This window comes from Streptomyces desertarenae, from assembly GCF_042681365.1.
GTDB lineage: Bacteria > Actinomycetota > Actinomycetes > Streptomycetales > Streptomycetaceae > Streptomyces > Streptomyces desertarenae.
This window is the reverse complement of the sequence record NZ_JBHUFU010000013.1, coordinates 117,050-131,001: the sequence shown is the minus strand read 5'-3', so window position 1 is coordinate 131,001 and position 13,952 is coordinate 117,050. Positions and strand designations below refer to the sequence as shown.

General features: G+C 75.7%; 12 protein-coding genes. 8 read left to right on the top strand and 4 right to left on the bottom strand.

The window, feature by feature from the left end:
• Window positions 1-117: 117 nt before the first annotated feature.
• The 4 genes from ACFSJS_RS21335 to ACFSJS_RS21320 all read left to right on the top strand — a co-directional run bounded on the left by ACFSJS_RS21335 (window position 118) and on the right by ACFSJS_RS21320 (window position 5,537).
• Window positions 118-2,901 (top strand): bifunctional acetate--CoA ligase family protein/GNAT family N-acetyltransferase, encoded by a 2,784-nt coding sequence (locus tag ACFSJS_RS21335; protein ID WP_380902816.1) that lies wholly within the window; start codon window positions 118-120, stop codon window positions 2,899-2,901.
• Window positions 2,902-2,930: 29 nt separating this feature from the next.
• Window positions 2,931-3,524, top strand: coding sequence for a DUF5998 family protein (locus ACFSJS_RS21330; RefSeq protein WP_380902814.1), 594 nt, complete (start codon window positions 2,931-2,933; stop codon window positions 3,522-3,524).
• Entirely contained in the window at window positions 3,524-4,723 is a 1,200-nt protein-coding gene (locus ACFSJS_RS21325) for an alkaline phosphatase family protein (RefSeq protein ID WP_380902812.1), read from the top strand. The genes ACFSJS_RS21330 and ACFSJS_RS21325 overlap by 1 nt, the downstream gene beginning before the upstream one ends.
• A 139-nt stretch (window positions 4,724-4,862) precedes the next feature.
• Window positions 4,863-5,537: a thymidine kinase gene (locus tag ACFSJS_RS21320; RefSeq protein WP_380902810.1), complete on the top strand. Its 675-nt coding sequence runs from the start codon at window positions 4,863-4,865 to the stop codon at window positions 5,535-5,537.
• Window positions 5,538-5,559: 22 nt separating this feature from the next.
• Here ACFSJS_RS21320 and ACFSJS_RS21315 read toward each other — a convergent pair whose 3' ends face one another.
• Entirely contained in the window at window positions 5,560-6,357 is a 798-nt protein-coding gene (locus ACFSJS_RS21315; protein WP_380902808.1) for a VOC family protein, read from the bottom strand.
• Between the two features lie 251 nt (window positions 6,358-6,608).
• Here ACFSJS_RS21315 and ACFSJS_RS21310 point away from each other — a divergent pair, with 251 nt between their 5' ends.
• A complete protein-coding gene (locus tag ACFSJS_RS21310; protein WP_380902806.1) occupies window positions 6,609-7,445 on the top strand; it encodes a sulfurtransferase in 837 nt (278 codons plus the stop codon).
• A gap of 78 nt (window positions 7,446-7,523) precedes the next feature.
• On the opposite strand, the gene sepH is transcribed toward ACFSJS_RS21310, so the two are convergent.
• Window positions 7,524-8,555: a septation protein SepH gene (gene sepH / locus ACFSJS_RS21305; RefSeq protein ID WP_380902804.1), complete on the bottom strand. Its 1,032-nt coding sequence runs from the start codon at window positions 8,553-8,555 to the stop codon at window positions 7,524-7,526.
• 495 nt (window positions 8,556-9,050) lie between these two features.
• A complete protein-coding gene (locus ACFSJS_RS21300) occupies window positions 9,051-10,376 on the bottom strand; it encodes a D-arabinono-1,4-lactone oxidase (protein WP_417824245.1) in 1,326 nt (441 codons plus the stop codon).
• Window positions 10,377-10,557: 181 nt separating this feature from the next.
• Here ACFSJS_RS21300 and ACFSJS_RS21295 point away from each other — a divergent pair, with 181 nt between their 5' ends.
• Both ACFSJS_RS21295 and ACFSJS_RS21290 read left to right on the top strand, forming a co-directional pair.
• Window positions 10,558-11,670, top strand: coding sequence for a ferrochelatase (locus ACFSJS_RS21295; protein ID WP_380902800.1), 1,113 nt, complete (start codon window positions 10,558-10,560; stop codon window positions 11,668-11,670).
• A 110-nt stretch (window positions 11,671-11,780) separates the two neighbouring features.
• Window positions 11,781-12,581 carry an inositol monophosphatase family protein gene (locus ACFSJS_RS21290; RefSeq protein WP_380902798.1) on the top strand — a complete coding sequence of 267 codons (801 nt, stop codon included), beginning with the start codon at window positions 11,781-11,783 and terminating at the stop codon, window positions 12,579-12,581.
• 132 nt (window positions 12,582-12,713) lie between these two features.
• On the opposite strand, the gene ACFSJS_RS21285 is transcribed toward ACFSJS_RS21290, so the two are convergent.
• A complete protein-coding gene (locus ACFSJS_RS21285; protein ID WP_380902796.1) occupies window positions 12,714-12,893 on the bottom strand; it encodes a hypothetical protein in 180 nt (59 codons plus the stop codon).
• A gap of 395 nt (window positions 12,894-13,288) precedes the next feature.
• On the opposite strand from ACFSJS_RS21285, the gene ACFSJS_RS21280 reads away from it, so the two are divergent.
• On the top strand, window positions 13,289-13,942 hold the full coding sequence (locus ACFSJS_RS21280) for a response regulator transcription factor (protein WP_380902794.1): 654 nt from the start codon (window positions 13,289-13,291) through the stop codon (window positions 13,940-13,942).
• The last annotated feature ends 10 nt before the right edge of the window (window positions 13,943-13,952 follow it).

Below are 13,952 nucleotides of genomic sequence, written 5' to 3'. Positions count from 1 at the left end.
CCGAAGCCGGCCGGACCGGGCGTCCCGGCCAGCTTCGCACAGGAGGCGGCCCCCCGGCCGGGGCCGGCGCGGATCCGCTCCGGCTCCCGCGGGCCCTCCGGTGGCTAGGCTGGCCCCATGCGGACCCCGAGCGAGCCTGCCGAGCCTGCCTACCCGGCCCACTGGGAAGCCGACGTGGTGCTGCGCGACGGCGGGACGGCCCGGATCCGCCCCATCACCCCCGGTGACGCGGACCGGCTCGTCCGGTTCTACGAGCAGGTCTCCGACCAGTCGAAGTACTACCGCTTCTTCGCGCCCTACCCCCGCCTCTCCGCGCGCGACGTGCGGCGCTTCACCCACCACGACTACGTCGACCGGGTGGGGCTGGCGGCCGTCGTGGGCGACGAGTTCATCGCGACCGTCCGCTACGACCGCATCGACGCCTCCGGCCGCTCCGCCTCCGGGGCCGCCGACGAGGCCGAGGTCGCCTTCCTCGTCCGCGACGACCACCAGGGCCGGGGGGTCGGATCGGCCCTGCTGGAGCACATCGCCGCCTGCGCCCGCGAACGGGGTGTGCGGCGCTTCGTCGCCGAGGTGCTGCCCGCCAACACCAGGATGGTCAAGGTCTTCACGGACGCGGGCTACTCCCAGAAGCGCACCTTCGAGGACGGCGCGGTCCACCTGACCTTCGGGATCGAGCCCACCGAGCAGTCCCTGGCCGTCATGCGGGCCCGCGAGCAGCGCGCCGAGGCCCGCTCCGTGCAGCGGCTGCTGGCCCCCGGCTCGGTCGCCGTCATCGGGGTCGGCCGCGCCCCGCGCGGCGCCGGGCGCACCGTCCTGGCCGGCCTGCGCGAGGCGGGTTTCACCGGCCGCGTCTACGCCGTCAACCGGGCCTTCGAGGCCGGGCGGACCGAGGTCGACTCGGTGCCCGCCCACCGCTCGGTGCGCGAGATCCCCGAGCCGGTCGACCTCGCCGTCGTCGCCGTCCCCGCCGGCGAGGTGCCCGGTGTGGTGGCCGAGTGCGGGGAGCGGGGCGTGCAGGGGCTGGTCGTGCTCTCGGCCGACTTCGGCCGCGACGAGCAGCGCGCGCTGGTCCGGCAGGCCCGCTACCACGGGATGCGCATCATCGGCCCCAACGCCTTCGGGGTGATCAACACCGCGCCCGGCGTGCGGCTCAACGCCACGCTCTCGCCCGAGATGCCCGAGCGCGGGCGCATCGGCCTGTTCACCCAGTCGGGGGCCATCGGCATCTCGGTGCTCGCCGCCCTGCACCGCCGCGGGCGCGGACTCGGCGGCGTCTCCAGCTTCGTCTCCGCGGGCGACCGCGCCGACGTCTCGGGCAACGACGTGCTCCAGTACTGGGACGACGACCCCGACACCGACGTCGTGCTGATGTACCTGGAGTCCTTCGGCAACCCGCGGAAGTTCAACCGGCTGGCCCGGCGCACCGCCGCCCGCAAACCGATCGTCGTGGTCAAGGGAGCCCGGCACAACGCCAGCGCCCCGCCGCCGGGCCACGCCGTCCCCGCCGGGCGCACCCCCGACGCCGCGGTCTCCTCGCTGCTGCGGCAGGCCGGGGTCATCCGCGTCGACACCGTCACCGAACTCGTCGACGCCGGGGTGCTGCTGGCCACCCAGCCGCTGCCCGCCGGACCGCGCGTGGGCATCCTCGGCAACGCCGAGTCGCTCTGCCTGCTCACCTACGACGCCTGCCTGGCCCGCGGCCTGCGCCCGCAGCCCGTCACCGACCTGACCACCGAGGCCACGCCCGAGGACTTCCGCCGCGCCCTGCGCGCCACCCTCGCCGACCCGGCCACCGACGCCGTGGTGGTCACCGCGATCCCCTGGGTGGACGGCGTCCAGGACGCCGGGCGCGCCGAGGAGCTGGCCCGGGCGCTGCACGAGGCCGCCGGCGGCGCCGGTGCCCCCGAGGGGGAGGGCGCCGACCGCCCGGCCAAACCGGTGGCCGTCGTCCACCTGGCCATCGAGGGCCTGGACGCCGCGCTCGCCGAGCGCCGCCTGCCCGCCTACCCCGCCCCCGAGCGCGCCGTGGACGCCCTGTCCGAGGCGGTCCGCTACGCGCGGTGGCGGCGGGAGGCGCGGAGCCCGGGCCGGGTGCCCGAGTACGACGACATCGACGAGCAGGGCGCCGCCGCCCTGCTGGACCGGGTCCGCGAACGCCTCCCGCAGGCTGCGGGCGACGTGCGCCGCAGCGAGCCGCTGAGCGCGGGCGAGGCGGCCGGGCTGCTGGGGCGCTACGGCATCGCGGTGCGGCCCGTCCTGCCCGCCCCCGACGCGGACGCCGCGGCGGCGGCGGCACGGCGGCTGGGCTACCCCGTGGCCCTCAAGACCACCGCCCCCCACCTGCGGCACCGCGCCGACCTGGGCGGCGTACGGCTGGACATCGCCGACGAGGCCGGGCTGCGGCACGCCTACGCCGAGCTGACCGAGCAACTGGGCGCGCCCGCGGAGCTGCGGCCCGTCGTGCAGGCCATGGCGCCGCGCGGTGTGGACACCGTGGTGAGGGCGACCGCCGACCCGGTGATCGGCGCGGTGCTCTCCTTCGGGCTGGCCGGGCCGCCGTCGGAGCTGCTGGGCGACACCGCGCACCGGCTCGTCCCGGTCACCGACCGGGACGCCGCCGAGCTGGTCCGCTCCATCCGCTCCGCCCCCGTGCTGTTCGGCTGGCGCGGCGCCCAGCCGGTGGACACCGCCGCGCTGGAGGAGCTGCTGCTGCGGGTCTCCCGGCTGGTCGACGACCACCCCGAGGTCACCGCGGTGGACCTGGAGCCGGTCGTCGTGGCCGCCCGCGGGCTGACCGTCCTGGACGCCGCCGTGCGCGTCGCCGGTCCGCGGGCCGCCGCCGCGGCGGGGTACCCGGGGCGGGCCGACCTCGGCCCGCGGCGCCTGCCCGCGTACTGACGGCCCCCGCTCACCGTAGGATGGTCCGCATGGCGAAGACCGGTACGACGACCCAGGGGCTGCGCACGGCGATCGAGCGCAGCGGCTACTACCCGGCTCTCGTGGCCGAGGCGGTCGAGTCCGCCGTGGGCGGCGAGCCGGTGTCCTCGTACCTCGTCCACCAGGAGACGACCTTCGACTCCAACGAGGTCCGCCGCCACGTCACCGTGCTGGTGCTGACCGGCACCCGGTTCATCGTCAGCCACACCGACGAGCAGCCCGCCGACGGCACCTCCTCCTCGCCCTACGCCACGACCTCCACCGAGTCGGTGAAGCTGGAGCGGATCTCCTCCGTCATCCTCAGCCGCGTCGTGGCCAGCCCCGAGTCCTACAAGCCCGGCACCCTGCCCCACGAGATCGTCCTGACCATCGGCTGGGGCGCCGTCTCCCGCCTCGACATGGAGCCGGCCAACTGCGGCGACCCCAACTGCGAGGCGGACCACGGCTACACGGGCTCGCTCACCGTCGACGACCTCTCCCTGCGCGTCAGCGAGGCGGGCGACGGGCCCGACACCGTCCGCCAGGCGCTCGCCTTCGCGCAGGCGCTCTCGGAGGCCACCGCGGCGACGGCCGGCGCCCGCTGATGGCGGGTCCCCCCCAGCACGGCACGGTCCCGCACGACCCCGCGCCCCTGGACCCGTCCGCCGCGCCCGTGCCGCGCTACGGCGAGGCCTCGCTGGCCGACCTGCTGCCCGCCATCACCGCGGGCCAGGGCGTACCCGGGATGTCCTCCGGGCTGGCGCTGGAGCCGGCCGACCGGGCCTGCGTCTTCCTGGTGGACGGCATGGGCTGGGAGCTGCTGCGGGCCCACCCCGACGAGGCGCCCTTCCTGACCTCGCTGCTGCCCACCTCCCGCGGCGGCTCCGGGCGGCCGGTGACGGCGGGCTTCCCCTCCACCACCGCCACCTCGCTCGCCTCGGTGGGCACCGGCCAGGTCCCCGGCGCCCACGGGCTGCCCGGCTACACCGTGCTCGACCCGGCCACCGGCGAGCTGATGAACCAGCTGCGCTGGCATCCGTGGACGGACCCGTACCAGTGGCAGCCCTACCCCACCGTCTTCCGGCTCGCCGACGCGGCCGGGATCGCCGCCTGCCAGGTCACCGCGCCGCACTTCGAGCACACCCCGCTGACGCAGATCGCGCTCTCCGGCGGCACCTTCCACGGCCGGCTCTCGGCCGAGGAGCGGATGGACTTCGCCGCCGACCGCCTCGGCGCGGCCGACCGGACCCTGGTCTACACGTACTACGCCGAACTCGACGGCAACGGCCACCGCTACGGCGTGGACTCCGACGCCTGGCGCGGCCAGCTGATGTACGTGGACCGGCTGGCCCAGCGCCTGGCCGAGCAGCTCCCGCCGCGCTCCGCGCTCTACATCACCGCCGACCACGGCATGGTGGACGTGCCCCGTACGCCCGAGGCCCGCTACGACTTCGACGAGGACTGGGAGCTGCGCGCGGGCGTCGCGCGCCTGGGCGGCGAGGGCCGGGCCCGCCACCTGTACGCCGTGCCGGGCGCGGCCGGGGACGTCCACGCCGTCTGGCGCGAGGTGCTGGCCGACCGGGCATGGGTGGCCACCCGGGACGAGGCGATCGAGCTGGGCTGGTTCGGCCCGAAGGTCGACGACCGGGTGCGGGGCCGGATCGGGGACGTGGTGGTGGCGATGAGCGACGGCATCGCCGTCGTCGCCACCGAGACCGAGCCCAACGAGTCCGAACTGGTCGGCATGCACGGCTCGATGACGCCGGCCGAGCAGCTGGTGCCCCTGCTGGAAGTCCGCACGTAGGGTGGTGCCGGACGTTCCCCCGCGTCCGGCCCGCCCGCCCGGTGCCCGCCGGCCGCCCGCCGCCGTGCGTCCGCGCGTCCGGCCGGACGCCGAACCGAGTCCCACCCGCCGCCGACCCGCCGAAAGGTTCCGCCCCGCCATGCCCGAACTGGTCTTCTTCGCCGGAACGATGGACTGCGGGAAGTCCACCCTCGCGCTCCAGATCCAGCACAACCGCTCGGCGCGGGGTCTGGCGGGGATAATCTTCACGCGCAACGACCGGGCGGGGCAGGGGCGGCTCTCCTCGCGGCTGGGCCTGGTCACCGAGGCGGTCGAGGCCGGCGAGGGCTTCGACTTCCACGCCCACCTGGTGAAGCACCTGACGGCGGGCGGCCGCACGGACTACGTGATCGCGGACGAGGCGCAGTTCCTGGCGCCCGAGCAGGTGGACCAACTGGCCTGCGTCGTCGACGACCTGGGCATCGACGTCTTCGCCTTCGGGATCACCACGGACTTCAGGACCCGGCTCTTCCCCGGCTCCCAGCGGCTGATCGAACTGGCCGACCGCATCGAGTCGCTGCAGGTCGAGGCGTTGTGCTGGTGCGGCGCCCGGGCCACCCACAACGCCCGCACCGTCGACGGGCGGATGGTCGTCGAGGGCGCCCAGGTCGTCGTGGGGGACGTCGGCGGGGCGACGGGGGAGGTCGGCTACGAGGTGCTGTGCCGCCGCCACCACCGGCGCCGGCTGACCGCCGCCGCGGCGCGGGCGGGGGCGCTCTCCCCGGACGTGCTGCCCGTGGACGGCGCGGACGCCCCCGTCCCCTCGCACTCCTGACGGACCGCCGGGTCCGTGCCCGTCACCGCCTGGTAGTGATCACCGCGAAGGGGGCACCCTCCCGGTCGGCGAGCCGGGCCGTCCGCCCGTGGGGCGAGTCGCTCGGCGGGGCCAGTACGCTCCCGCCCAGCTCGGCCGCCCGGCGGGCCACCGCGTCGGTGTCCTCCACCTCGACGTACACCAGCCAGTGCGCGCCCCGGTCGCGCGGCAGGGCCGTGCCGACGCCGCGCAGGCCGCCGACGATCCGGCCCCGCGCCGCCACGGTGAGGTAGTCCGGCTCCCCGGCCTCCGGGCCCCCGCCGCCCTGCACCGGGGATTCGGTGTCCAGGCCGAACACCGCCTGGTAGAACTTCTCGACCGCGGAGGTCTGGTAGGTGAGCAGCTCGTTCCACACCACGGTGCCCGGGCCGCCGTCCATGACCGCCCCGTCGCGCGCCTCCTCCTGCCAGATGCCGAAGGTGGCGCCGGCCGGGTCGGAGGCCACCGCCATGCGGCCGGTGCCCCCGGCGGAGCCCAGCGGCCCGACCCCGACCGTCCCGCCGTACAGCCGGACCGTCTCCGCCGCCCGGTCGGCGTCGTCGGAGGCCAGGAAGGGCGACCAGGAGGGCAGGCACGTCCAGCCCTTGGGCATCGGGCGGATGCAGGCGACCTCGCGGCCGTCGAGCAGGGCGCGGAAGTGCGGCCCGGACGGTCCCCGCTCGTGCTGGTACTCCCAGCCGAAGAGGTCTCGGTAGAACTCGCGGCCGGCGGCCGGGTCGCCGGCCAGCAGGCTCACCCAGCACGGGGTGCCCGGAGCGCGTCGGGTCGCTGCCTCGGTCATCTGTTCACTTCTCTCCTCGGGACCGTCGTCGATGCGGTCGTCCGGCGGTCTGCCGCCTACGGTGGGTGCCCATGCTCTCACTCGCCGCTCCTGACGCCCACGGGACCCCGGGTGAGGACGGGGCAGGGGACGGGGAAGGGCGAGCGGTGTGTCACCTGATGTCCCTTCCGCCCCGTGTGCGGGTGCGATCCGGTGCGGACCGGCCCGGGTGGTGCGGAGACACACGGAGCAGGTCGCGCGAGGATACGGCCATGGCAGTTACCGTCACCCCTACCCAGTTGGCGCGCGAACTCACCGAATCGCCCGCGCCGCCGACCCTGCTCGACGTCCGCTGGCAGCAGGGCGGGCCCTCCGGCCGCTCCGTGTACGAGGCGGGTCACCTGCCCGGCGCCGTGTACGTCGACCTCGACACCGAGCTGGCCGGGCCCGTGCGGGAGGGGACGGGCCGTCATCCGCTCCCCGATCCCGGGGAGTTCGGCGCGGCGATGCGCCGCGCCGGGGTCCGCGACGGGCATCCCGTGGTGGTCTACGACGGGGGGCAGGGCTGGGGCGCGGCCCGCGCCTGGTGGCTGCTGCGCTGGGCCGGCCACGGGGACGTGCGGGTGCTGGACGGCGGCCTGGCGGCCTGGGACGGCCCCCTGAGCCGGGAGGCCCCCGAGCCGACCGAGGGCGACTTCACGCCCCGCCCCGGTGGGCTCCCCGTGCTGGACGCGGACGGTGCGGCGGCCCTGGCCCGGACCGGGGTGCTGCTCGACGCCCGCGCGGCGGAGCGCTACCGCGGCGAGGTGGAGCCGATCGACAAGGTCGCCGGCCACATCCCCGGCGCGCTCTCCGCCCCGACCACGCAGAACGTCCGGGAGGGAAGGACCTCCCTGCGGCCCGCCGCCGAACTGGCCGCCCGCTTCGCCGGGTTGGGCATCGACGCGGACACCGAGGTGGGGGTCTACTGCGGTTCGGGCGTCTCCGGAGCCCACGAGGTGCTGGCACTGGCGGTCGCGGGCATCGACGCGGCGCTGTACGTGGGCTCCTGGTCGCAGTGGAGCGCCGACCCCTCCCGTCCGGTGGCCACCGGACCCGAGCCGGGCTAGCGGCCCGGGGAGGGAAGGAGAGGGCGGCGGCCCCGGGGGCGGACGGCCGCGCGCCGTCCGCCCCCGGGGCCGGTCACCTCACTCCTGCTTCTTGCGGCGCGTGCCGAAGACGATCTCGTCCCAGCTGGGCACCGCCGCACGGCGGCCCGGGCGGACGCCGTCCGCCTCGGCCTGGCGGTCGGTGCTGCCGGTGAGCCGGTCGCGGTGGCCCGCCACCGACCGGGGCATGAGCACGTCCGCGTACGCCGATCCCGCGCTCGCCGCGGGGGCCGGGGGCTCCACCGCCTCCGGCACCTCGGCGGGCTCGTCGTCGGGCGGGTCGTCGGGGACGGACGACTGCTCCGGTACGACGAGGTCGCCGCGGAAGCTGGGCACCGCCTCCAGGAGGCTGGTCAGCGAGTCCCGCTCACCGCCCCTGTCGGAACCCGGGCCGTCCTGCGCGTCGGCGGGGAAGGAGTCGGAGCGGTCCGTCCGGTCGAAGCGGTCGCGCGGCAGCCGGGCGATGCGCGGCACGAACGGGAAGCTCGGCTCGGGCGTGTCGTCGCTCTCGCCGATCAGCGCCCGGGCCTCGTCGTCCACGGCCTGCACCAGCCGGCGCGGCGGGTCGTACGTCCAGCTCGCCGAATGCGGCTCGCCGGCCACCCGGTAGACCAGCAGCACCTCCCAGGTGCCGTCGTCCCGGCGCCAGGAGTCCCACTGCACCGTCTCCCGGTCCGCGCCGCGCAGCATCAGGCGTTCGGCCACGGCCTCGCCCAGCTGCGGTCCGGTGCTCTCGCCGGGGCGCCGCACCGGGGTCTTGCGGGCCCGCTCGGCCATGAACGCCCGCTCGGCGAGCACCGGCCCCTCGAACCGCCGCACGCGGTCCACCGGGATGCCGGCGAGCTGGGCGACCTCCTCGGCGGTGGCGCCGGCCCGTATCCGGGCCTGGATGTCGCGGGGGCGGAGGTGGCTCTCGACCTCGATCTCGATCTGCCCGAGCCGGGCGCGGTCGTTGCGGACGGCGGCGCGCAGCCGCTCGTCGATGGGCAGCGTGTACTCCGTGTTGTCGGCAGCCTTGAGCACCAGCCGTGTGCCGTCGTTGCTGACGGCCACGACACGCAGTTCGGGCATGGGAACCTCCCGGATGGTGCCTGCCGACGTCACGTGCGTCGCTGCTCCCGCTAGACGAGTGTGGCGTGCCCGGGTGCAGCCTGCCACAACCTTGCCGACTTGCCCGGCGTGTCGGGTCCGCACCCCGGCCCGCCGCATGACACGGTTGCCTGTCGACCACGCACCGTCACCGAATCGGTCACCGTGCGTGGTACCGGCTGACCGGGACCATGGTCAGGGCTCGTCACACTACTCCATTGGGGCCATGCCGGTGGATCGGCACGCCGCCCAAGTTCTCACAGGCGGCGGCGGTTGAACACCGTGCCGTTCGTAAAAAGGCGGTGTCGGACGCCTGGATCTTCACTCGATCTCCTGAAGCGGAACGCTCACCTCGACTTCGGGGCACGGAAGGGGCGCGAGGGGAAGATGTGTGCGATCCGGCCCGGTCGGGGGACGGGGGAATGCGGAGGGTGACGGCCCGGTGGCCCCACCCGCCGTCCGGGCCGTCCGGCGGCCTCAGTCCCCCAGCACGCGCCGCAGGTGGTCGTTGGCGAACATCCGGTCCGGGTCGAGCCGGTCGCGCAGCGCCGTGAACTCCCCGAAGCGCGGGTAGACGCCGGCCAGGTACTCCGCGTCGCGGCTGTGGAGCTTCCCCCAGTGCGGGCGCCCGCCGTGCGCGACCATGACCTGCTCGGCCGCCGTGAAGTACCGCCGGTACGGGGTGCCCCGGTACAGGTGCACCGCCAGGTAGGCCGTCTCGCGGCCCGACGCCGTGGAGAGCGGGATGTCGTCGGCGGGGGCGATCCGCACCTCCACGGGGAAGTCCACCCGCAGGTCCGACCCGTCCACCACCGCCCGCAGCTCGCGCAGCGCCTCCACGGCGGCCTCCCGCGGCAGGGCGTACTCCATCTCCACGAAGCGGACCCGGCGCGGGGAGGTGAAGACCTTGTACGGGACGTCGGTGTAGGTGCGGGCCGACAGCGCGCGCCCGGCGATCCGGGCGATGCCGGGAACGGCGGCCGGCACGGCCCGGCCCACCGAGCAGGCCGCCTGGAAGACCCCGTTGGAGAGGAACTCGTCGGCCAGCCAGCCGCCCAGGCGGGGCAGCGGGGCGGCCGGCCCCGGGCTGCGGTTGTTGCGCTTGGTGACGCAGCGGTCGGTGTGCGGGAACCAGTAGAACTCGAAGTGCTCGTTGCCGGCGGCCAGCTCCCCGAAGCCGGCGAGCACCTCCTCCAGGCGCATCGGCTCCTCGCGCGCGGTGAGCAGGAACAGCGGCTCGACGGCGAAGGTGACCTCGCTGATCACGCCCAGCGCCCCCAGGCCGATCCGGGCGGCGGCGAAGACGTCGGCGTTCTCCCGCGCCGAGCACCGCAGCACCGAGCCGTCGGCCAGGACCATCTCCAGCTCGCGGACCTGCGCCGCCAGCGAACCGGAGTCGCGCCCGGTGCCGTGGGTGCCGGTGCTGATCGCGCCGGAGACGGTCTGCTCCATGATGTCGCCCATGTTGGCCAGGGACAGGCCCTCGGCGGCGAGCTCCCGGTTGAGCCGCCGCAGGGGGGTCCCCGCGGCGGCGGAGACCGTCATGGCCTCGCGGTCGACGCGGCGTATGCCGGTGAGGCGGTCGGGGCGTATCAGCATCCCGTCGGTGGCGGCCACGGGCGTGAACGAGTGGCCGGTGCCGGCGGCCTTGACGGTCAGCCCGTCCTCCGCGGCCCGGCGCACGGCCTCCGCCAGTCCCTCGGTGGTCGAGGGGGCCACCGTCCGCAGGGGCGAGGCGGTGGCGTTGCCCGCCCAGTTGCGCCACGTGGGGGCCGCGGAGCCCCGCGGCGGCCGGGATGCCAGTGTGCCCACCGTGACGCCCTCCCCATGGCTCGAGTGCCGCGCCCCACCGCGCCCGCGCGGCGCACGGCCCGGCGCGGGCGGCACCCGGCCGGTCGGAGGGGGATCATACTCACGCCGCCGCCCGGCTGTCCGGCTGCGGGTCAGGACGGGGAGCACCGGGGCGGGATGGCAGGATCGGGGCATGCCCGACGCAACCGACACCCGTCCCTACGACGCCCTGCTGCTGCTGTCCTTCGGAGGCCCGGAGGGGCCCGACGACGTGGTCCCGTTCCTGGAGAACGTCACCCGCGGTCGGGGGATCCCGCGGGAGAGGCTGAAGGAGGTCGGGCAGCACTACTACCTGTTCGGCGGGGTCAGCCCGATCAACGCCCAGAACCGCCGGCTGCTCGCCGCCCTGCGCGAGGACTTCGCCGCGGCCGGCCTGGACCTGCCCGTCTACTGGGGCAACCGCAACTGGGCCCCCTACCTGACCGACACCCTGCGCGAGATGGTGAACGACGGCCGGCGCCGCATCCTGGTGCTGGCCACCAGCGCCTACGCCTCCTACTCGGGCTGCCGCCAGTACCGGGAGAACCTCGCCGACGCGCTCGCCGCCCTGGAGCGGGAGGGACTGCCGCTGCCGCGCGTGGACAAGCTGCGGCACTACTTCAACCACCCCGGCTTCGTCCGGCCCATGGCCGACGGCGTGCTGGCCGCCCTGGCCGAGCTGCCCGAGGGCGTGCGCGCCGGCGCCCACCTGGTCTTCACCACCCACTCCATCCCCACCGCGCAGGCCGAGACCTCCGGGCCCGACGGCGGCGCCTACGTCGCCCAGCACCTGGACGTGGCGCGGGCGATCGCCGACGCGGTGCGCAGGGAGACCGGGGTGGACCGGCCCTGGGAGCTGGTCTACCAGTCCCGCAGCGGCGCCCCGCACGTCCCCTGGCTGGAGCCGGACGTCTGCGACCACCTGGAGGAGCTGCACGGGCGCGGGGTGCCGGGCGCGGTGATGGTGCCGATCGGGTTCGTCTCGGACCACATGGAGGTCCTGTACGACCTGGACACCGAGGCGAAGGCGAAGGCCGAGGAACTGGGGCTGCCCGTGGTGCGCTCCGCCACCGTCGGGGCCGACCCGCGCTTCGTCGCGGCCGTGCGCGAGCTGGTGGCGGAGCGGGCCGCCGCCGAGCGCGGCGAGCGCCCCGAGCGCTGCGCGCTGGGCGCGCTGGGCCCCAGCCACGACGTGTGCCCGGTGGGGTGCTGCCCCGGCCGCGAGGCCAGGCCCGCGGCCGCGGGTGCCGACAGCCCGTACGCCTGAGCCCCGGGCCCGCGCACCCGGTGCGAGGGGCGCGGGCCCGCCGCCGCACCCCGCGGACGCCACCGCCGCCGGCACGGACGCCGGCGCCACCACCGACACCAGGGAGAGACGTGACCGACCCGCTCAGGACCGAACTGCTCGACCTCGCGCTGGAGGCCGCCCGCCGGGCGGGAGCGCTGCTCCTCGACGGCCGCCCCGCCGACCTGGGGGTGGCCGCCACCAAGAGCAGCCCCGTCGACGTGGTCACCGAGATGGACCTCGCCTCCGAGCGGCTGATCACCGGCTTCCTCGCCGACCGCCGCCCCGAGGACGGCTTCCTGGGCGAGGAGGGCGCCTCGACCGAGGGCACCAGCGGGGTGCGCTGGATCGTCGACCCGATCGACGGCACCGTGAACTACCTCTACGGGCTGCCCGCCTGGGCGGTCTCCATCGCCGCCGAGTACCGGGGCGAGACCGTGGTCGGCGTGGTGGCGGTGCCGCCGCGCGGCGAGACGTACCACGCGGTGCTGGGCGGGGGCGCCTGGCGCAACGGGGAGCGGGTGGCCTGCCGCCCCTCCCCGCCGCTGGAGAGCGCGCTGATCGGCACCGGCTTCAACTACGTCGCCGAGCGCCGGGCCGCGCAGGCGGAGGTGGCGCGGCGCCTGCTGCCGCGCGTCCGCGACATCCGCCGTTCCGGCTCGGCCGCCATCGACCTGTGCGACGTGGGGGGCGGCCGCCTGGACGGCTTCTACGAGCGGGGGCTGCACCCCTGGGACGTCGCGGCGGGCGACCTGGTGGCCCGGGAGGCCGGCGCGCTCACCGGCGGACGCCCGGGGCGGGCGCCGGACGGGGATCTGACGGTGGCGGCCTCGCCGGGGGTGTTCGAGGTGCTCCAGCCCCTGCTGGAGGAGCTGGGCGCCTGGCACGACTGAGGAGCGGCCGGCGGTGGGCGCACGGGCCGGGGCGCCGGACGCGACGGGCGCTCCGGGGCCCGTCCGCGCCGCCCCGCACGCGTCTGCGCCCCGGGAGGGGCTCCCGGGGCGCAGACGCAGGCTCGCGGCCGGTCAGGCGCTGGCGGCGCCGACCTCCACCTCCACTCCGTACTCGGCGGCCAGACGGCGCAGGTCCTCCAGCTCGGCCTGCTCGACGTCCACCAGGAAGTCGTCGCCCGACTCGCGAGCGCGGATCAGGTCGGACTCGGTGTTCCGTATGCGCTGCAGAATGCCTGCGGTGAACGCGTCCATGGTGCGCCCCCTCGTCATGGGTCGTTGGCACGGGGGTGTGCCGAGGGTGGGACGATCACGGTGCGGTCCCCGAAGCGGTCGACCGACGGTCCTCCGGCGGTGAGGGAGAGGGTCGTGACATGCCGTCTACAGGGCGTGATCGCGGGTGTACTGCCGTCCTCCCCACCCCAAACCTCAGAGAAACCTCAATCGGGACGAAAATTCGGTGAACGGCTGCGCCGGAGGTCGCTTACGGCCCGTTTACGGAGGTCGGAGGCAGGATGGAGGGTGGTGCAGGAGTGCGTACGGCCCGGTGGAACGGGACGGATCCGCGGCTCCCGCGCCCCCGCACGCCCGGCCCGGGCCCGTCCGGCCCGGCCGCCCCGACCGCCCCGCACCCCAGGAGGGAACCCGCCGTGCGCGTACTCGTCGTCGAGGACGAGCAGCTGCTCGCCGATGCCGTGGCCACCGGACTGCGCCGGGAGGCCATGGCCGTCGACGTGGTCTACGACGGCGCCGCCGCCCTGGAGCGGGTGGGGGTCAACGACTACGACGTGGTGGTCCTCGACCGCGACCTGCCCCTGGTCCACGGCGACGACGTGTGCCGCGGCATCGTCGGGCTGGGCCTGCCCACCCGGGTGCTGATGCTCACCGCCTCGGGCGACGTCAGCGACCGGGTGGAGGGCCTGGAACTGGGCGCGGACGACTACCTGCCCAAACCCTTCGCCTTCAGCGAGCTGACGGCCCGGGTGCGGGCGCTGGGCCGCCGCACCGCCGCGCCCCTGCCCCCGGTTCTGGAACGCGCCGGGATCCGGCTGGACCCCAGCCGCCGCGAGGTGTTCCGCGACGGCCGGCAGGTCCACCTGGCGCCCAAGGAGTTCGCGGTGCTGGAGGTGCTCATGCGGGCCGAGGGTGCGGTGGTCTCCGCCGAGCAGCTCCTGGAGAAGGCATGGGACGAGAACACCGACCCGTTCACCAACGTCGTGCGGGTCACCGTGATGACCCTGCGCCGCAAGCTCGGGGAGCCGCCGGTGATCGTCACCGTGCCCGGCTCCGGATACCGCGTCTGACCCCGTCCGA

Coding starts and splice junctions, on each gene's coding strand:
- ACFSJS_RS21335 (WP_380902816.1), top strand. CDS start 118: ATGCGGACCCCGAGCGAGCCTGCCGAGCCTGCCTACCCGGCCCACTGG.
- ACFSJS_RS21325 (WP_380902812.1), top strand. CDS start 3,524: ATGGCGGGTCCCCCCCAGCACGGCACGGTCCCGCACGACCCCGCGCCC.
- ACFSJS_RS21310 (WP_380902806.1), top strand. CDS start 6,609: ATGGCAGTTACCGTCACCCCTACCCAGTTGGCGCGCGAACTCACCGAA.
- ACFSJS_RS21330 (WP_380902814.1), top strand. CDS start 2,931: ATGGCGAAGACCGGTACGACGACCCAGGGGCTGCGCACGGCGATCGAG.
- ACFSJS_RS21320 (WP_380902810.1), top strand. CDS start 4,863: ATGCCCGAACTGGTCTTCTTCGCCGGAACGATGGACTGCGGGAAGTCC.
- sepH (WP_380902804.1), bottom strand. CDS start 8,555: ATGCCCGAACTGCGTGTCGTGGCCGTCAGCAACGACGGCACACGGCTG.
- ACFSJS_RS21315 (WP_380902808.1), bottom strand. CDS start 6,357: ATGACCGAGGCAGCGACCCGACGCGCTCCGGGCACCCCGTGCTGGGTG.
- ACFSJS_RS21295 (WP_380902800.1), top strand. CDS start 10,558: ATGCCCGACGCAACCGACACCCGTCCCTACGACGCCCTGCTGCTGCTG.
- ACFSJS_RS21285 (WP_380902796.1), bottom strand. CDS start 12,893: ATGGACGCGTTCACCGCAGGCATTCTGCAGCGCATACGGAACACCGAG.